The following is a 19,796-nucleotide window of genomic DNA, read 5'->3' as shown; positions in this document are numbered from 1 at the left end:
CAAAAAGAAAACACAAATATTTTTTAAAATAAAAATGCTTCATCAACTTATTCGACAGTTGATGAAGCATTCCTTTTTAAAACGACCTTCTATTTAAATAAATAAGTGAAACAAGTTGCTTTCTTTATTAATTTCTGTGTAAGGAAATCCTTTTTTATCCATACGATTAATTAGTGGATAATAATCTTCTTTATGCTTAAGCTCGATTCCCACAAGTGCAGGCCCGCTGTCTTTGTTATTCTTTTTCGTATACTCGAAGCGTGAAATATCGTCTGTCGGTCCAAGCACTTCGTCTAAAAATTCACGAAGAGCTCCTGCGCGCTGAGGGAAGTTAACGATAAAATAATGCTGTAATCCTTCATAAATCATCGAACGTTCTTTGATTTCTTGCATACGTCCAATGTCATTGTTGCCTCCGCTGATGACGCAAACAACCGTTTTTCCTTTAATTTGCTCACGGTATGAGTCAAGAGCAGCAATCGAAAGAGCTCCTGCTGGTTCTGCTACAATCGCATTTTCATTGTATAGAGATAAAATGGTTGTGCAAACCTTGCCTTCAGGAACAACTACAATATCGTCCACAAGCTCTTTACTGATGTCATACGGAAGCGTTCCAACTGTTTTAACAGCCGCTCCGTCTACAAATGGATCGATTGCCGGTAGCGTCACTACATTTCCATTTGCTAAAGATGTCTGCATACCAGGCGCGCCTGCTGGTTCTACCCCAATCACAGCTGTTTGAGGCGAGATGCTTTTTACGTATGTGCCGACACCGGAAATTAATCCGCCCCCGCCGATACCCGCAAATACGTAGTCAATTTCATCTTCACAGTCATTGAACATTTCAACGGCTACTGTACCCTGTCCTGCAATAACGTCTACATCATTAAATGGATGAATAAATGTTCGATGCTCCTCTTCACTGCATGCAATAGCTTGTTCATAAGAATCATCAAACGTATCCCCGATTAGCACGACCTTTACGTTATCTTTGCCCAGAAATTTCACTTGATTAATTTTTTGGCGTGGCGTTGTGCTCGGCATAAAGATTTTACCATCGATATTTAAATGACGGCACGCATACGCTACACCTTGTGCGTGGTTTCCTGCACTTGCACAGGCAATTCCATTTTCTAATTCTTCTGGGGATAACTTTTTGATTCGATTGTACGCACCGCGGATTTTAAATGAGCGCACCACCTGTAAATCCTCACGTTTTAAATAGATATTACATTCATATCGTTCAGACAAAACGTCATTACGCTGTAGTGGTGTATGCACAACAACATCTTTAATCAATTGATTTGCAATCATGATGTCCTCTAAATGTACGTGTTTTGTTCGATTATCTACTTGTTGTTTCATAACCAACTTCCTTCCTGTTCTACCATTATTAATTTGTACATTATATCACATAAAATTTAGAAAAATCATTATTTTTCATTAATAATGACTAAAAAAACTTTTCCAACTATTTTACTGTCCACATACTTTACATATGTTTAGCAAACGCTAAATAGACTTACAAAATTGCCCATACTTTCTACATGCAGCTGATGCTATAACAGGTATAAATTAAGAAAGGTTGTGGAATAAATGGAGTTTTCACTTCAAAGTTATGAAAGTGCCATTCCGTGCGAAGTAGTTGCAGATGAAGAAAACGGTAGATATATGCTTCGCAAAGCAGACACAAGCGGAGAAGTTTTTAATACACCAAGCGAGCTGATTCAATGGATTGAAGCAAACTGGAGCGCTGAACAGTTTGTTAGCACAGCCGCTTTTCACGAAATGATAAGGCAATTAAAATCCATATAAAAAGAGATTGAGACATAACGAAATCAATCTAAAGACGAACAAATGGAATACATGAAACCTAGGTTCATCATCACAAAGAAAAGATCCGAACGATTCATGGTTCGGATCTTTCATCAACTAAAATACTTTTGTCCCAGACTCGCATTTTTTTATTAATAAGAGAAATTAGCTTCGCTCGTATACTGTAAAATAATACGTGTAGGGATTTTTTTCATCTTTAATTCCTTGCTGCTTCGAAATAACTTTCCATTCGCTCAAATCAATCGCAGGAAAATGTGTATCTCCTTCAAACGATTCTTCAATATGCGTAATATAAAGTCGTTTTGCAACGTCTAATGTTTGCTCATATAGAGTAGCTCCACCAATCACAAAGAGCTCGTCTTCTTTTTCAGCATCTAATGCTTCTAGTTCCTCAACTGAATGAATAACGGTAGCTCCTTCTTGCTGATAATCTTTTTGACGCGTAAGAACCACATTTTCGCGATTAGGGAGCGGTCGTCCAATTGATTCAAATGTTTTTCTTCCCATTACAATCGTATGACTCGTTGTGATGCGCTTGAAATACTTTAAATCTTCTGGAAGACGCCATGGCAAATCATTCTCTTTACCGATCAGCCTATTTTGATCCATTGCGACAATGAGGGAAATCATACGCTCACAGCTCCTTTGATATGAGGATGCGCATTATAATCTACTAACTCAAAGTCTTCAAATTTAAAGTCAAAAATTCCCTTTACGTCTGGATTGATTTTCATTTTTGGTAATGCATGAGGCTCACGCGTTAACTGCAGGTTTACTTGTTCGATGTGATTGCTGTAGATATGCGCATCACCAAACGTATGAACAAAATCACCTGGCTCTAAATCACACACTTGTGCCACCATCATTGTAAGCAGCGCATATGAAGCTATATTAAACGGTACGCCTAGGAAAATATCAGCTGAGCGCTGATACAATTGACAAGACAATTTGCCGTCCGCTACATAAAACTGAAATAAGCAGTGACAAGGCGGCAAAGCCATATTGTCTACATCAGATACATTCCAGGCGCTTACCATTAAGCGGCGCGAATCAGGATTGTTTTTGATTTGATTAATAACATTTGTAATTTGATCAATTTTTTCGCCGTCCGGCGTTGGCCATGAACGCCACTGATGACCATATACAGGGCCAAGCTCGCCGTTTTCATCCGCCCATTCATTCCAAATGCGCACGCCGTTATCTTGTAAATACTTAACGTTTGTATCTCCTTGCAAAAACCAAAGCAGTTCATGAATAATTGATTTCAAATGAAGTTTTTTTGTCGTTAATACCGGGAAACCTTCTTGTAAATTAAAACGCATTTGATAGCCAAATGTGCTAATTGTACCTGTTCCTGTCCGATCTTCTTTTTTTGTTCCATTTGCTAACACATGCTCGCAAAGTTCAAGATATTGTTTCACTTCCGACACTTCCTTTATTAAAAAGTCCTTTTCTATTGTATAAGTGTTCACGGGCTAAGTAAACAACTAAATCTCAGCTCATATAGAAAAGTTCTTTATCATGTAGGTACGCCATTTCCCCGAAAAAAAAAACGAGAATGAGACCTAATGAAACCTACGTTTACCATGACCATAAAAAAATCCGAACGAATTTCATTCTCTCTCAAGAATCTCAATTCATCGTTCGGATCTTCCTTCGGCTAAACTACTTTTTAACAGCTTAATCTTTGTTAATTAAATACAATTGTGCGGTTTTCATGCACTAAAATGCGGTCTTCTAAGTGCCATTTCACAGCGCGTGCAAGCACCGTACGTTCAATTAAGCGGCCTTTTTTCTTTAAGTCATCCGCATCATCACGGTGATTCACGCGTTCAATATCTTGTTCAATAATTGGTCCTTCATCCAAGTCGTCCGTTACATAGTGAGACGTAGCACCAATTAATTTTACGCCTCGTTGATATGCACGTTCATATGGACGTGCTCCAATGAATGCCGGTAAGAATGAATGGTGAATATTAATAATGCGATACGGATTTTCAGCCACAAAGGTCGGCGTTAAAATTTGCATATAACGCGCTAAGATAATTACATCAATATCATAATCTTTTAATACTTGAAGCTGTTTTGCTTCTGCTCCTTGACGAATGTCTTTTGTCGCTGGTATATGCTTAAATGGAATGCCAAACGATTCAACTACTTCGCGCGCATCTTCGTGATTGCTTACAACGACAGCGATGTCTGTCATCAAGTCTCCGCTTTCCCACGCCCACAGCAGCTCTAGCAGACAGTGAGGCTCTTTTGACACAAAAATAGCTGTTTTTTTCAAATTATGAGCATATGTAAACTGCCAGTTCATCGAAAATGTATCGGCAATCTTTTTGAAGCTTTCTTCTAGCTTTACTTCTTTAGCTAATAAATCCTCACATTCAAATTCGAAACGGATAAAAAACATGCCGCCTTCATGGTTTGTTGAATGTTGACTTGATTCTACAATATTTGCACCGTGCTCATGTAAAAACGTAGACACAGCGGCTACAATACCCGGTTTGTCCGGACAGCTAATTAGCAGCCGACCTCGGTTTTTATATTTCTCTTTATATGAAGTTAAATGTTTTTGAATATGCGATTTCATGTAATTCCCTCTCTTTTTTTAAATATACAGACAATTGTACCATTATCCTTGTAGCGATGCGACATTGAAATAAGGCTTTGACAAAAGAAAGCCGAAACGTTTGCTTCGGCTTGCGTATTTGTTGTTCTACCATCTACTCCATCAAATCGTTCATTTACTGATCTTTACGTTCTACACATACATAAAATGAGTGTTTCCTAAAGTGTTGCCGCTCATCCCCTTAGCTTCCTGCTTTAGAATTAACCATAAAAAAGCCGCTAGTACAACACCAGCGGCTTTTCCTTATTATTGCACGGCTTTTTCACTCACTTCATGCAAGGCATTTCTCACCGTACCATATTCGCTTGCGTGAGGACGATCTCCGTCATCTTCGTATCCGTAGTCAAACATTCGATTTCGATTTAACGTTAACTTCGTAATCGTTGGACGCAACAAATCAAATAATTCAAATCGTTTTTTCAAATGTGGAAATGATGCTTGATAATGCAAGATTTCTGCTCGTACACTTTTCCAAAAGTCCTCTTCTTCTACACCTTCATGCTCTTCTAAGATGCTTGCTAAATAGCGGAAGTGACAAACAAATAACCCTGTTAAAATAAACTGCGTCAATCCTTCTGGCTCTTCGCTGCGCAGCACTTCTTTTAATTCAAAAGATAGCTGTTGCAATTCTTCAAACGGCTGATCGCTAATATTCACGTCGTCTACAAAATCTTTCATAATAATTCGAACCGGCTTGTTGTTTTTAAGAACCAGTACCGTATTTTGACCGTGTGGGGAAAATACAGTGCCGTATTGATACAAGTAATGAAGTAGTGGCGGCAACACAGCGCTGGTTAGCGCATTAATCCACTCGTTAGGAGTTAAGCCTGACTTTTCAATATATGACGAAACTAAAGCCTTTCCTTGACCGTCAACATGTATTAGCGCAGCTAGCGTAATCGCATGCTCTCCTTCTTCTAGCTCTTGATAAATGCTTTCACGCCAAACGACTCCAAGCATCTCTAGATACTGATAAGGCGCATTTTTAATAGAAGCGAACGTCGGCTGAGTGACGTTTAACGTAGCCACTTCTCCTAAAAGTCCTACTTTGCACGTATCTTTTAAAAACGTATCACGATCTCTTATGCCTTTTATATGCTGAGTGACTTGAGGAGCAATGACCGTCCTCTCACTTGGAAGGCCTCTGTACACAAGCGTATTTAATATACTCATTGGAAGCTTTACGTGATACTTATCTCGATTTGTTGTATTCACAAATGTACGAATCGACTGCTGAGGCAAGTATTGATCCTGCCCTTCTCCTAAAGGAACAATTAAATTATTTGCAATGTATTCAGCGAATAAAGGAACAATTACGTTCAGCCACTGCCATTCATGGACGGGAATATAATAATAGTCCGCAGGTAAAAGACTTTGGCTTGTTAACTCTTTTTCAAATTCAGCTAGCGTCTCAGCGCTTAACTCCTTCTTCATGACATCATCAAAACCAAGGGTATCCAACGAATGAAATGAAGCAATTTGCTTCTCTACAGCAATCCATGAAAGCTGAATTTCTTGTTTTTGCTCGGGCGCAAACCGAAGATAGTCATCATAACCAAACCCAATGCGCCCTTTATTATACGTAATCCAAGGATGCCCCGTCATTTCACCTTCTAGCTCTGCATAATCCATATCTGCTAATTCATCAGCTGATTTTCGATTTTGTAAATGCAAATCTGCTACTAATGTATGAAAATATTCTTTTGCTAAGTGGCCTGCAGTTGAGCTAGACATTCCTTTGTCTTCAGATAAGCTAATTAACAGCTGCAGTGCTTCTGAAAATGTGGGGTTTGACGTTTGAGATGTTAGTTTAATACTTTCTGGCAGTACAAAAAAACTATTAAACATTCGCTGTTTCGCTTGATATGTATACGTAACGCCCCGATGGTCTTCCCATTGATACATAGCAATCGCACCCTGTTTTTGCAGTTGTTCCGGCTTAATAATATGTTCATACATGAATTCCTGCAGCATTTTAGCTAAAAGCTGTCGATTTGCTTTTTCCCATGATTGCTTATTAAATACAGAAAGATTCGTTTCTTTGATTTTCATCCTTCATTCTCCTTTACTTGTCTTAGAATAGGGATTGTTTTATTACGCAGCGGCATTACAGCGCTAGCAGCTAGCAAAGCAGCTGCTCCCGCTACTAAAGGAAATGCCAAATCCACTTTGCTGATTTCTAATGCTAAAATCGGTGCAATCAGCAGAGCGATATTTTGAACAGCAATAAGCCAGCTGTAATAGTAAGCAGCCGCTTCTTTACTTTTTCGAAATAAATAGATATCCAGTATAACCATGCTGAGATAAAACCCGGCTCCATATAAAATTCGGCTGATAATAAACACGCTGAGATGATCAGCATATGCCTGCAAACACAGCACCAAAACACTAGCACCCGTTATGCCATAAAAAAGCGGTATAACGTTGCCGTTCAATAGTTTGGTAGGTACCGTAAGCTTTAAGACAATCGCCATAATACTCGGCATCGCATACAGCAAAGCGCTGCCTTGACTGCTCATGCCATATGTTTCATGTGTAAACAATGTAAAATAAGGGCGAATGACATTGTGCCCAAGGTGAAAAAAGAAAATCGCCAGCAAATAAAAAAAGATGGGCTCGTTTATGCTTTGAATGGATGGCGTTTTTTCTGCTTTTAAAGGTAATGCTTTTCTTGTTAAGAGCCATACGGCCAGTACCATATCAATTAAAGCAAAGTATTGATATACGTTAAGCGGCATTTCCCATGCAATAACCGTACTTCCAAACAAGCTAGCGACAATAATAGCCGTATGAACAATAAATACATACGTTGTTGCAGCACTTGCCTTTTTCTGTCCTTTTTTCATGCCGCCTACTAAATAGGGGTACAAAAGATATAAACTGCTTTGAAATAGGAGCAGCACTAAGGAAGTAGCTAAAAATCCATAAAAAGTAGAAACTTCGCTCAAAATGACTTTAATTAAGGCCGTCATTAAAAGTGACGTTACAACTACATATTTTACGTTCCATTTCTTAAACAGCATTCCCCATAAAGGTGTCATAACAATGACCACAATCCGGCAGCAAATAATGAAAAAAGACGTCATCGCCACTCCATCTACATGAAATGCATGTGTAAAATACTGTGGATAAAATGGTGATAATAATACTTCTGACGTCATGGTCATAAACAAGCAGATAAAAACAAAACGCGCAGAAATCATTTCTTAAAATCCGAACTTTTGGAAAACAGTATTTTTATATATTTTGTACACGCTTTTGCCTGCAATTTGGTTAATCAAAACAGCATTGCGATAAGCGCCTAAACCTAAGTCCGGTGCTCCAACTCCGTGTGTATGAAGCTCTCCGTTTTGCACAAATAGCGGGGCTCCTTTCTTCTTCATCTCAACTTGATAGCGTTCGTTAATTTTCAGCTGGCCTTTTTCATTGAATAATACATGTTCTTTTAAACCTTCCATAAAAGCAGGCTCTTTTGCATGATAGCCGGTAGCCATAATGACAATTTCACTTTCTTCTTTTTCAAATGAGTCCTGCTCGTATTGGTGAAGAGTCAGAAGATGTGTATCGTTTATCTTTTCAACGCCTGCAAGTTCCGTAAGCGCGCGCATCGTTAGAGGCACTTCTTTTCCTCCAATTGTTCGTTCGTAAATCAAATCATAAATATTCCCGATTGTTTCAAAGCTTATTCCTTTATAGAGGAGAGCTTGATTTCGTAAAACGCTCTCTTTTTTCTCTTCGGGCAATCTGTAAAAATAGCGGGTATAATCCGGTGAAAAATGTTCAAGGCCAAGCTTTGAATATTCCATTGGATAAAAACCTTTTGAGCGCGTATACCAATTCAGCTTATACTCAAACTCAGGCTGCTGTTGAAGTAAATCATAGACAATTTCAGCTGCACTTTGACCAGAGCCAATTACGGTTATGCTTTTAGCCTGCAGCGTTTGCTGACGCTTCATTTTGTAATGAGCGGAGTGATAAAACGTATCGCTTGCCACTGTTTGAAAGTCTCTTGGCACTACGGGCTGCGTACCTACTCCAGTAACAAGATGATAGCTGTAATAGGTATAAAGCTTTCCTTCTTTTTCAACTGTTACTTCGTAGTAAGGCTTAGCGTCTTCATGCATTTTCACTTCTTTTACTGTGCTGTTAAATTCAAGCCCACTCAGCTGGCTCGCTACCCAGCGGCAATAGTGATTGTATTCATTTCTCGGAATATGAAACTTTTCAAAGAAATAAAACTGATACAAGCGCTCATGCTCATGCAAATAATTTAAGAACGTGTATGGACTCTTCGGATCCACCATCGTGACCACATCTGCCATAAACGGCACTTGAAGTGTTGTCCCTTCTAAAAGCATTCCTGGATGCCAATTAAACTCATTCTTTTGTTCAAAACATTTATATGTACAATCTTTTTTATCAATTAAAGCGGCTAATCCTAAATTAAATGGACCAACTCCTACTCCAATTACGTCTAAAATGTCCCGTTGTTCCATTCGCTCCACCTTCTTTCAAATACTTCTCTTTCACATTTCATCAGTACACCCGTTTTATCAGGCAGCGACACTTCTTTCATGAATTGAAACCCGCATTTTTTAAATACTGCAATCATTTTTTCATTTCGTCTATCTGGCTCCGCTATTACTTTAGCAGTGTCTGCTACGTTAAACTTATGCTTTAGCAAACTAAGAAGGAGCGGATAAATATAGCCTTTTCCTAAAAAAGCAGGTTCTCCAATCAATAAATGAATTCCTTGATCTCCTTTTTCATAAGGATAATAGTTACTGATTATGTCACCTTCAACCATATAAGATTCCCAATAGCTCATAGGTACACCATCAATTTCTCCGATTAGCAGCTTTTGATGAGAATCAGCTAGAAATGTTTTTAAATGCTGCTCGTATGCCTGTTTTGAAATACTTAAATTCCAATACGGAATAACATGCGGTTCATGCATCCACTTGTACAGCCGTTCGAAATCTTTTGCAAAAGAAACAGAGCGAAAGGTAATGCTCTGCTCCTTTTGCTGAATCATAAATGGATACTGCGTTTGCAAGGCTGATTTCATACACGTACACCTGCAGATTCGAACAATGGATTCTCGACATTTACATAAACAGACTGTGTTTCAAGAGATCCTACCAGCTCATCCATATCATGAACGCGCGTTAAGAAGTTGGCTTTGCAAGGAAGCACTTTCTCTTCTAACATTGATGAAACAAGCCCTGTATGATCTTTTTCTTTGTACATCTCGATCTCTTGTCGCAAAATCAATAGCAGATCTGATTCTTGAGTGAGGCCAGCTGCACCAAAAGCGTTAACTAATCCTAAAATATGATTAAAAAATACGTAATAACGAAATCTTTCTTCTGCTACAGCGTCATCACAGACCGTATCGCTTTCTCCGTTTAAGAAAGGAAGCAACTTGCGAAGCTCTTGTTCCTTTGATTTCATAAAGTAATAGCCTTGGTTATCGCGGTAGTAAAACACCGATGGATATCCGTTTTCATCAAGTTTAATAACGGAGTTTTGCTGATGAGCTTCCAGCGCAATTCCTTTTTGAGTGTAAAGCCACATCATAGGATGAAAAGATACGTCTAAATAGCGTTTAAACCAGCGCTTGCTTACATCTTCAGTCGTGCTATTTTCACTTGCAGCAATGTGATGAATAATATTTTCAATTTGAGAAGCTTCTCCAAACACATGATCTTGACACAAACTGGCTAGAAGTGTTGTACGATCCCCTTGCTTACCTTGAAAAGGATTGCTTCGAATCATAACTTCAAATCCAAGCTCCTTTTCTCCAAGCGTGATGTAAGCAGGGTCTTCAATTACTTGAAAAGCCGGATGATTTTCGTGAAGCTCCGCCTGTAATCCCTTTTGCAATAAACGGCTAACTTCTACCCCTCTGCTTAATTCTTTGCGTTTGTTCACTCTCAGTGAATTAGTGATCTTTACCGGAATGGAAAATTTGTACATCACATCTGCATTGTTACTGTATACGGTTCGAACAGACGAAGTCGGATAAAACGGCTGACCGTGTGGCCCTAGATAAGCAAGCCTGCCTTTTTGAATCCATTGGCACACTTCTTCTTTTCCTAAAAGATAACGAGCTTGCAGCGGATGCATAGGTATAAGTGAATAATCGTCCGCTTGGCAATAAGAATGTATGAATTCTTCAGAAACCGTCTTATCTTTTTTCAGCTGCTCTTTAATAAGCTGTGAAGCGGTTTGATTTCCAGCGGACTGTTCTGCAACGAGAGATGCATGCGCTTTAAAATAATGAAGCTGAAATTCCCCGTTCACTTCAGGTCCAAATACCTTTTCTTCTTCAGGTAATATCCCTTGGCGGCTTTTAGGTGTTGGATGCAGCTGGTGCCCAATAAGCAGGGACTGTTCAGATTCTAAGAACGTTTTGTCCCATTTATAGCACGTCTCTAACTCTTTCTGCCTTTTTTCAATGAATAATTTCATATTTTCATAGCTTAATAGAACACGTATAATTAGCTCATTTACTTGTACTAAATGATCCGTTACTTCTTTTAAAAGAAAGGCCAAAAGAGTGACGATATCTAACTCCTTAATCTCCTCTTGCTGAATACGATAAGAAAAGTTTGAAAAGAACAAGTGACGTCCGGTGGCTGAGCGGTACTTTACTGGAAAGTAAAGAGTTACCGGCTGTTTTTCTAGTCTAAGAACGAGCGTTTCCTCACTTTTTATTTCTGAAACGGACTGCCATACTCCCTTACCTGTCTCTCGAATATAGCAATTAATAATGTTTTGCATCGTAATAAAATTAGCCGATAACTGAGCGTTCACGTAATCGCTCCTCCTTTTTCTCCAACTGTTCGCCTAAAGCAACAACTTCTTCTAAATGAGTGACAACAGAATCAAATGTAATCATAGGATTTAACATCGTTAGTTTTAAATAGACTCGTTCTTTATGCTTTGTTTTTGCCATGATAAACGTGCCTTTTTCGTATAAGTGCTGCTGAATACGCTGATTCAACCTATTTTCATAATGCTGCTGCTTTTGACAATCACTATATAAAATATCTGGTACATAGCGAAAGACAACCGCGTTCATATAAGGGTCATTTAACACTTCTACATTCCTTTGTTTTTGTAAGTAGTCAGCTGTTTGCTTAGCAGTTTCAATCGTGTGGTCAACCATTTCTCCGTATTCATTTGCACCTACTGCACCGAAAGTAAGCCAGAGCTTCAAGGCGTCAAACCGCTTTGTCGTTTGAATGCTGCGGTCTACTAAGTGCACATGCTCATCTTCTTCAGGATTTAAATAATCTGCATGAAGCTGAATGTGTTTAAACATAGCTGAATTTTTCAGCAAAAATGCTCCGCAGCTTACAGGCTGATAAAACCATTTATGAAAATCCATCGTGATAGAATCCGCTTGTTCAAGAGCTTGTAAGCGTTCACGGTACTTATGGGAAAACAGCAGCCCTCCTCCATAAGCGGCGTCAGCATGGAGCCAGAGCCCTTCTTTTTTAGCAAGCTCACTTATTTCAAAAAGAGGATCTACACTGCCAAAATCTGTTGTACCTGCCGTTGCTACAATAGCAAAGGGAAGGTTGCCCTGAGCTTTCACTTCCTGTATTGCTTCTTCTAAGCTTTTTATATCCATTTCATGCTGCTCATTGCACTTTACACTCACCACTGCACGCATGCCCAGCCCAAGCTGAGCTGCAGATTGTTGCACCGTAAAGTGCGCTTTTTCCGAGCAGAAAATCCGCAGTTTTTTAGCTTGGAACGGTAAGCCTTCTTTACTAACATCCATTGAAAAGGCAGAATGGCAATATTCATTACGAGCAAGCAGGAGTCCCATATAATTTGACTGCGTCCCTCCGCTTGTAAAAATGCCTGAAGATGAGCTTGGATAACCAATTTGTTGTGTTAACTCATCAATCACTTTATCTTCTATATACGTAGCTGCCGGACTTTGATCCCACGAGTCCATAGATTGATTCAAAGCAGAAATCATCACTTCCGCAGCAAGAGCGGGTATAATCGGAGGGCAATGCAAGTGCGCCATTGCTCCGGGATGCGAAATATGAAGCGAATGATTCATCACTACTGCTTGTACGTTATCAAATAAATCTTCTAGCGGCTGTTCGTGCTTGCTAAAATAGACAGAACGATTGACTAAGTTTGACAGCTCTTCAACGTCGATGTGAGTATAAGCGGACTTTAATTCATAGTAGTGACGTTTGATCATCTCAGTCATTCCGCCTATCATCGCTTCATAATTCTCGAGGCTTTCCTTTGATGATGATAAAAACCACTTTTCAAACGGTGCCATTCTATTTATTCACCCACTTCTCTTCTGCTGCTTTTACCGCTTCTTCAAATTTCGTTAATATTTCATCCGTTTGTTGTTTCGTTAAAATTAATGGAGGAAGCAAACGAATAACAGCACCATGCCTTCCACCGACTTCTAAAATGACGCCTCTGTTAAAACATTCTTTTTGAATCAGCTTAGCTAACTCACCGTTTGCAGGATGACTGCCGATTTTATTAGCCGGCTTTGTCGCGTCGATGATTTCAACACCCAGCATCAAACCTCTTCCGCGTACATCTCCAATCGACAATACTTGCTTTTGAATATGTCTTAGCTGGCTTTGAATGTAGGCTCCCAACTCGTGAGCATGCGCAGGTAAGTTTTCTTGTTTTATAAATTGCAGAGTAGCCCGTCCTGTAGCCATTGCAAGCTGATTTCCTCTAAAGGTGCCGATATGTGCACCTGCTTCCCATTGATCAAGCCTTTTATCATACAGAACAACGGATAATGGAAGGCTTCCTCCAATGGCTTTAGACAGTACTAATACATCTGGTTCGATATCAGCGTGCTCAAATGCATACAGTTTTCCTGTTCGTCCAATTCCAGTTTGAACTTCATCCACAATAAGCGGAATATTTCGTTCTTTTGTAATTCGCCGAAGCTCTTTTAACCATGGAATCGGTGCTGGAACAGAGCCTCCTTCTCCTTGTACAATTTCTACTACAACACCGGCAGGAGTAACAATTCCGCTCTCAGGATCATCCAGCATATTTTCAATATATGTACTAATATACGTGTGTCCTTCAGCACCTACGCCAAAAGGGCAGCGATATTCATATGGGTAGGGTAAAAAATGTGTATCTGGCACTAGCGCATGAATGTGCTTTTTTGGACTCGTTGTACCGCTGATGCTTAATGTTCCGTGTGTGGAGCCGTGATATCCCCCTTGAAAAGATAAAATCGTTCGGTTGCCTGTTGCTGTTTTCACAAGTTTCAAAGCCGCTTCAATTGCGTCTCCTCCAGTGGGACCGCAAAACTGAATTTTCGCTTTGCTTGCGAAATTTTCCGGCAAACTAGCGAATACTTCATCGATAAAAGCTTCTTTTACAGGCGTTGTTAAATCTAATGTATGTAAAGGAATAGATTTTGCTAAAACGTCTTGAATTGCTTCATGAACTACGTGATGGTTATGACCAAGAGCAAGTGTGCCGGCTCCTGCTAAACAATCAATATACTCTTTTCCATCCATATCCGTGATCACGGCGCCTTTTGCCTGTTTAATCGCAATAGGAAGGCGTCTAGGATAAGATCTTGCATTGGATTCTCGTTCATTTTGCATAGCAAGCAGCATTTCGTTTGATGTAAGTTGTTTCGTTGACGTTGACATATCATATCCTCCTGTTTGTTCAATTGATAATGATTTTCATTAACAATTACAACAATAAATGATAATGATTATCACTGTCAATAATTATTCTGAAAATATGAAATTATTCCTATTTCACTCTACAGTCGCAAAAACTCAGTATTTCTCTTGTGTATCAAGGGTTGAAAGAGTTTTATGTTGTTTTCCAATTAGGGAAAACTATGTAATAAGTCCCTTTCTATTTCCAAATAAAAAAGTGCTACAATTTCTTGTAGCACTTCTGTTACTTTTGCTTATTCATCGTTTCTTTTGCAGCTTTTACACTCCTTGGGTCAAGCGGTTTCGTATATTGACAATTTACTCGAACCCCTGAACCAATACGAATTTCTTTCACGGGAGTAACGGATAAGAACGCTTGAAGATTTTCAGGCTTCAGCCCTTTTGTCCCGATTAAAATAATATCTTTATCTTTCATTCTTCTTAACAGCTTTTTAATATGAGGAATACCGTTTAGCGCACTTTTATCCGCTCCTGAAGTCATGACACGCTGAATTTGCTTATAGCTTAAAAGCGTTTCAAGCGCCTTTTCTTGATCACTGATTTCATCAAATGCTAAGTGGAACGTTACGTTCATTTCTCCTGCCGCATCCAGCAGTCGCTTTAAAGCTTGCTCATCGATAATTTTGTCTTCTGTTAAACAGCCAATTTCAATTCCATCAATGCCAATTTCTCTTGCATAGTGAATATCTTCAATCATTGTTTGCAAATCATCTTCATCATATTGAAAAGATTGATTATGTGGACGAATCATCACAAATATTGGGATATGTATCGTTTCTTTCACTTTTTTCATCAAACCGTAGCTTGGGGTTAAGCCGCCTTCACCGATTCCAGTTACAAGACTTATACGATCGGCACCATGTTCCTGGGCAACTTTAGCATCATGCAAGGTTGCAGCTGTGACTTCTAATATCATTCTAAAAACACCCTTTCCCCTTTAATATAGAGCTTTTGCCTTCTTTTCCCTGTATTTATACTTAAAAAACTCTACCAAACTCTCTTATGTAAGAAAACACCCAAAAGATGTGATTAATATTTTCAAAAAATTGAATGTCATGGAAAAAGAGTAAGAACTATTCTTTTTCTCATGACGTTTCAATCAATAAAATTCTATATTTATACTAAAGATCCAAAAATACATCCCTTTTATCTAGGGTAAAGGGTTTATTAAAAAGAGCGTGGATTTGTTTGTTGCATGAACATCCACTCATTTAAAGAATGAGGCTGCTGATGACCAACAGGTGCTGAGACATCGCGGCATCCGCAATCATGCATCGGCATTTGACCCATCCCTCCGTGCATTGGCGGCATTCCACCTTGCATCGGCATTTGACCCATTCCTCCGTGCATTGGCGGCATTCCTTCTTGCATCGGCATTTGACCCATTCCTCCGTACATTGGCGGCATTCCACCTTGAATTGGCATTTGACCCATTCCTCCGTGCATTGGCGGCATTCCTCCATGCATCGGCATTTGACCCATTCCTCCGTGCATTGGCGGCATTCCACCTTGCATCGGCATTTGGCACATTCCTTCGTGCATTGGCGGCATTCCACCTTGCATCGGCATTTGACCCATCCCTCCGTGCATTGGCGGCATTCCACCTTGCATCGGCATTTGACCCATCCCTCCGTGCATTGGCGGCATTCCTCCATGCATTGGCATTTGACCCATCCCTCCATGCATTGGCGGCATTCCGTCTTTCATGGGCATTTGATCCATCCCTCCATGCATTGGCGGCATTCCGTCTTTCATGGGCATTTGATCCATCCCTCCATGCATTGGCGGTAGTTCTCCGTACATTGGCATTTGATTCATGTCTTTTTGCATAGTTGGCATTTGACTCATTCCGCCATGCATCGACGGCATTCCGTCTTTCATCGGCGGCATTTCTCCGTGCATCGGCATTGCCTGCATTTCCTTTGCAGAAGGCATCGGCGGCATTTTAGCAGGCTTAGGTGCTGCTTGCATATATGGATTGGATATCGGTTGTCCGGTTTGTTTCATTCCATACGAATTTCTCATTTTTAAGGGCTCCTTCCCATTCTCTTACTCTGTTTACGTTATTCTTTTTACCATCAATCTGAAATTCGTCCATAAGAAAATAGGCCTTCTACACATTCAAAATTGTATAACGTATGAGAAAAAAGCTATAATCGAGGCAAATTGCAGATAGAAAGGTGGCACATGATGAATAAAACCATTATCGTATGGATTCGAAAAGATTTTCGGCTGGTTGATAACCCAGCTCTATTTCACGCAGCTAAAGAAGGAATGGTTGTACCTGTTTATATCCATGACGACCATGAAGAAAACTCAATGGGAAGTGCAAGTAAATGGTGGCTTCACCATGCGCTAAATGACTTTAAAACTTCGATCGAACAAATACAAGGAACGCTAATTGTACAAAAAGGAAACCCTACAGATGTGTTGCAAAAATTACTCCATGAAACGAATGCACAAGATATTTATTGGAACAGACGCTATGAACCACATGCGCTCAAAAGAGATAAAGAGCTTCAAGCTTTTTTTTCAGAGCAACAAATAAATATTCGCACATTTGAAGGATTTCTCCTTCATGAACCTTGGAAAATCACAAAAGAAAATGGAGATCCTTATAAAGTATTTACAGCTTACTATAAAGCTTCTCAAAAACATTCCGTATCTTCTGCTGTAAAAAAAGTTACTTCCATACAGGCCTTCTCTAAACCAATTGAATCTCTTTCGGTCTCAGATCTCGATTTACTTCCAAGCATCCCCTGGGACGAAACGATTAAGTCGACGTGGGAAGCTACGGAAAAAGGCGCTGTTAATGCCTTTAAAACGTTTTTAAAGAAGAAGTTGCTTCACTATGAAAAAGGACGAGATTTTCCCGCTGAAGCATTAAATTCATTTCTATCTCCTTATTTTTCTACAGGACAGCTCTCAGTTCGAGTACTTTATCATTATTTGAGAACTAAAGCAGAAAAAGTAAGCTCTGATGCCTTTGACCATCAAGCTGAAATGTTTGTTCGTCAACTTGTATGGAGAGATTTTGCTTATCAGCTGCTTTATCATTTCCCACATACTACAAGTGAACCGCTGAATGAAAAATTCAAGCAATTTCAGTGGGCGGACGGCAATGAAGAGCTTCAAGCTTGGAAAAATGGAAAAACCGGCTATCCCCTTGTCGATGCCGGAATGCGGGAGCTGTGGGAAACAGGTTTTATGCACAATCGAGTTCGAATGGTAGCTGCTTCCTTTTTAGTAAAGCATCTTTTAATTCATTGGAAACACGGAGCCAATTGGTTTTTGGATACCTTAGTAGATGCAGATTTAGCTAACAACACAATGGGCTGGCAGTGGGTTGCAGGCTCGGGAGCAGACGCCGCGCCATATTTTCGTATCTTTAATCCAACTGCTCAATCAGAAAAATTTGATAAAGAAGGAGAATATATTAAAAAGTGGCTTCCAGAGCTTAGAGATCTGCCTTCCTCCTACATTCATAAACCTTGGGAGGCTCCAGCAGACGTATTAGAAAAAGCAAACGTTACGCTTGATAAAACATATCCGACTCCAATTGTCGATCATAAAGCAGCTAGAGAGCGTGCGCTAGAGCATTATCAAGACATCAAATAAGAGGTATTATTCACCTCTTATTTGACGTCTTAATTTTTTAAATGTGTAAAAATTCCCATTTCGCATCTATTTGCAACTAAAAACATGTATTTGAAATCCATTTATAGGGTTTTCAAGCCCAGTTTCCCTCTCTATAGCACATTTGATTTTTCATATTTTTTCCTATAATTTGAATATATAATAATGATTATATGTGCTTGAGAACTCTCTCACTGCATAGATCTGATTGGAGTGATTCGATGCCCGTTTGTCCTTCTTGTAACTATAAGGAAGATTATAATTTTTGCAGAATGTGCGGCACTCAAGTTCGTCACACCTTCACCAACCAAGAAGATCAGCTTTTTTATCCATTAAAAGATCGAATCATTGCCGATGACAATGAACCAAAGCATCAAGCTATTTTATCTCATACCCATGATTTAGTATGTGCTATTACTGAAGATGGCATTTATGAATACGCTTCTCCTTCTTACGCTAAAACATTAGGGGTTTATCCTGATGAACTTATTGGACAACATGTGCTTATCAATGCGTATCCTGAAGACAAGCACCTAATCTCGACTATTTTAGCTAACATGAGCAAAACAAAAGATGCCTCCACATTTGAATACCGAAAGTTTCACGTGAATGGCACCATCGTTTTATTAGAATGTAAAGGCGCTCCAATTATTACAGCTACTGGAGAAATCGAAGGGTTTGTATTTATCTCACGAGACGTAACAGAGAAAAGACAAGCAGAGAAAAAGATCCAGAATTCAGAAAAACTCTCTGTCATTGGTCACCTTGCTGCAAGTATCGCACACGAGGTTAGAAATCCTTTGACAACCATTAAAGGGTTTATACAACTGTTCAGTGAGACACAGCAGCCGAAAAAAACAATGATTTATCGAGATCTCATTCAGCACGAACTCTCACAAATTGAACATATTATCGCAGAATTTATGAGCTTAGCTAAACGAGAGTACGCTTATACAGAAAGCCTTATTATGACAGACTTGCTAGATGAGGTATTAAAGCAATTTGAACCGGTTACCGAAGTCAAAAACATCCACATCATTCGCCATTATCCAAAAGAATATCCCCTGCTCATTAGTGGGCAAAAAACACAGCTAACCCAAGCATTTATTCATATTATACAAAATGCCATTGATTCTATGGAAAGCGGCGGCAAGCTGGCTGTATCGATTGAAAAATCAGCTAGAGAAACGCTATGCATTGTGATAAAAGATAGCGGATGTGGAATTGACTCAAAGCGTATCCCTCATATAGGAGAGCCTTTTTATACAACCAAAGAACGAGGAATAGGCCTTGGACTAACCATTTGCAACAAAATTATTAACGAGCATAATGGTTTTTTCCACGTATCAAGTGAAGAAAATGACGGCACAAGCATTACCATTACCCTGCCTATGAAAACGCCTGAACTTTATGTGGTAGAAGTGTAAAAGAAGCCATCTAATTTACTCAGATGGCTTCTTTCTTTAAAACAGCTGGGTGTACAGCTGATACTTATAAAGCATATAGAAACTTCCTATCACTGCCAGGTAAAAGATGAGAGTCTCTGCTCCACCACCTGTTTCATATGTTAAAGGAGGCTTAAACTTCTTCTTGCTAAGAGGAGAGAAAAAAGGTACCCCTCGTTTAGAAAAGAAATCTCCAAGAATATGAAAAGCGTATCCATAGGCTATCCCTAATGTAAAATCGTTGTTATACATCGTATGTAAATAAAAAATAAGTCCACTTGCAAGAATAGAATGCGTGATACCTCGGTGTCCAAAAATAGATTTAATGACTTTTGCGAGACCAAGAGATCTTCTACCAATATATGAATTTGGTTCATCTATATCAGGAAGCAGCGCTCCAATCGCAATGCCTACAACATAAGGAAATGTAAACGAAGCGTCTCCTGTTATAGCCACACCGGCACCGGCAGCAATCGATGTTGCAATATGTGTGTGATATCTCAAATATGCCACCTTCTTTCTTTT

Annotated in this window: 17 protein-coding genes; 3 read left to right on the top strand and 14 right to left on the bottom strand. The window is 39.4% G+C overall.

Features of this window, described 5'->3' with window-relative positions:
* Positions 1–93: 93 nt before the first annotated feature.
* Positions 94–1,365: a threonine ammonia-lyase IlvA gene (ilvA, locus tag ACNHOZ_RS04355; protein WP_013084697.1), complete on the bottom strand. Its 1,272-nt coding sequence runs from the start codon at positions 1,363–1,365 to the stop codon at positions 94–96.
* Positions 1,366–1,596: 231 nt separating this feature from the next.
* Between ilvA and ACNHOZ_RS04350 the strand changes: the two genes are divergently transcribed.
* A complete protein-coding gene (locus tag ACNHOZ_RS04350) occupies positions 1,597–1,815 on the top strand; it encodes a hypothetical protein (protein WP_048019884.1) in 219 nt (72 codons plus the stop codon).
* Between the two features lie 165 nt (positions 1,816–1,980).
* Here ACNHOZ_RS04350 and ACNHOZ_RS04345 read toward each other — a convergent pair whose 3' ends face one another.
* The 12 genes from ACNHOZ_RS04345 to ACNHOZ_RS04290 all read right to left on the bottom strand — a co-directional run bounded on the left by ACNHOZ_RS04345 (position 1,981) and on the right by ACNHOZ_RS04290 (position 16,215).
* Positions 1,981–2,466 (bottom strand): dihydrofolate reductase, encoded by a 486-nt coding sequence (locus ACNHOZ_RS04345; RefSeq protein WP_048019883.1) that lies wholly within the window; start codon positions 2,464–2,466, stop codon positions 1,981–1,983.
* The gene (locus tag ACNHOZ_RS04340; RefSeq protein WP_048019882.1) at positions 2,463–3,257 is read right to left on the bottom strand and encodes a thymidylate synthase; all 795 of its coding nucleotides are present in this window, start codon (positions 3,255–3,257) and stop codon (positions 2,463–2,465) included. Before ACNHOZ_RS04340 ends, ACNHOZ_RS04345 begins: the two co-directional genes overlap by 4 nt.
* A 269-nt stretch (positions 3,258–3,526) precedes the next feature.
* On the bottom strand, positions 3,527–4,429 hold the full coding sequence (purU, locus tag ACNHOZ_RS04335; RefSeq protein ID WP_048019881.1) for a formyltetrahydrofolate deformylase: 903 nt from the start codon (positions 4,427–4,429) through the stop codon (positions 3,527–3,529).
* A 285-nt stretch (positions 4,430–4,714) separates the two neighbouring features.
* Positions 4,715–6,520 carry an IucA/IucC family protein gene (locus tag ACNHOZ_RS04330; protein WP_048019880.1) on the bottom strand — a complete coding sequence of 602 codons (1,806 nt, stop codon included), beginning with the start codon at positions 6,518–6,520 and terminating at the stop codon, positions 4,715–4,717.
* On the bottom strand, positions 6,517–7,671 hold the full coding sequence (locus ACNHOZ_RS04325) for an MFS transporter (protein WP_048019879.1): 1,155 nt from the start codon (positions 7,669–7,671) through the stop codon (positions 6,517–6,519). Before ACNHOZ_RS04325 ends, ACNHOZ_RS04330 begins: the two co-directional genes overlap by 4 nt.
* A 3-nt stretch (positions 7,672–7,674) precedes the next feature.
* Complete coding sequence (locus ACNHOZ_RS04320) at positions 7,675–8,964, bottom strand: lysine N(6)-hydroxylase/L-ornithine N(5)-oxygenase family protein (RefSeq protein WP_048019878.1); 1,290 nt, start codon at positions 8,962–8,964, stop codon at positions 7,675–7,677.
* Positions 8,943–9,536, bottom strand: a complete 594-nt coding sequence (locus ACNHOZ_RS04315) for a GNAT family N-acetyltransferase (RefSeq protein WP_048019877.1) — start codon at positions 9,534–9,536, stop codon at positions 8,943–8,945. Before ACNHOZ_RS04315 ends, ACNHOZ_RS04320 begins: the two co-directional genes overlap by 22 nt.
* Positions 9,533–11,287 (bottom strand): IucA/IucC family protein, encoded by a 1,755-nt coding sequence (locus tag ACNHOZ_RS04310; protein ID WP_053074056.1) that lies wholly within the window; start codon positions 11,285–11,287, stop codon positions 9,533–9,535. The genes ACNHOZ_RS04315 and ACNHOZ_RS04310 overlap by 4 nt, the downstream gene beginning before the upstream one ends.
* Positions 11,265–12,785 carry a pyridoxal phosphate-dependent decarboxylase family protein gene (locus ACNHOZ_RS04305; RefSeq protein WP_048019876.1) on the bottom strand — a complete coding sequence of 507 codons (1,521 nt, stop codon included), beginning with the start codon at positions 12,783–12,785 and terminating at the stop codon, positions 11,265–11,267. Before ACNHOZ_RS04305 ends, ACNHOZ_RS04310 begins: the two co-directional genes overlap by 23 nt.
* Position 12,786: 1 nt before the next feature.
* Complete coding sequence (locus ACNHOZ_RS04300; protein WP_048019875.1) at positions 12,787–14,151, bottom strand: aspartate aminotransferase family protein; 1,365 nt, start codon at positions 14,149–14,151, stop codon at positions 12,787–12,789.
* Positions 14,152–14,413: 262 nt separating this feature from the next.
* Positions 14,414–15,106: a copper homeostasis protein CutC gene (locus ACNHOZ_RS04295; RefSeq protein WP_014458532.1), complete on the bottom strand. Its 693-nt coding sequence runs from the start codon at positions 15,104–15,106 to the stop codon at positions 14,414–14,416.
* Positions 15,107–15,357: 251 nt separating this feature from the next.
* Positions 15,358–16,215, bottom strand: a complete 858-nt coding sequence (locus ACNHOZ_RS04290) for a hypothetical protein (protein ID WP_048019874.1) — start codon at positions 16,213–16,215, stop codon at positions 15,358–15,360.
* Between the two features lie 165 nt (positions 16,216–16,380).
* Between ACNHOZ_RS04290 and ACNHOZ_RS04285 the strand changes: the two genes are divergently transcribed.
* Both ACNHOZ_RS04285 and ACNHOZ_RS04280 read left to right on the top strand, forming a co-directional pair.
* Positions 16,381–17,808, top strand: coding sequence for a cryptochrome/photolyase family protein (locus ACNHOZ_RS04285; protein WP_080968624.1), 1,428 nt, complete (start codon positions 16,381–16,383; stop codon positions 17,806–17,808).
* Between the two features lie 239 nt (positions 17,809–18,047).
* Positions 18,048–19,253: an ATP-binding protein gene (locus ACNHOZ_RS04280; RefSeq protein WP_048019872.1), complete on the top strand. Its 1,206-nt coding sequence runs from the start codon at positions 18,048–18,050 to the stop codon at positions 19,251–19,253.
* Between the two features lie 36 nt (positions 19,254–19,289).
* Here the strand turns inward: ACNHOZ_RS04280 and ACNHOZ_RS04275 are convergent, their stop codons facing one another.
* Positions 19,290–19,784, bottom strand: a complete 495-nt coding sequence (locus ACNHOZ_RS04275; protein WP_228459494.1) for a metal-dependent hydrolase — start codon at positions 19,782–19,784, stop codon at positions 19,290–19,292.
* Positions 19,785–19,796 lie beyond the last annotated feature (12 nt).

It is taken from the genome of Priestia sp. D51, from assembly GCF_053345675.1.
The sequence above is the reverse complement of the archived record's forward strand: the minus strand, read 5'-3'. Positions and strand labels throughout refer to the sequence as shown.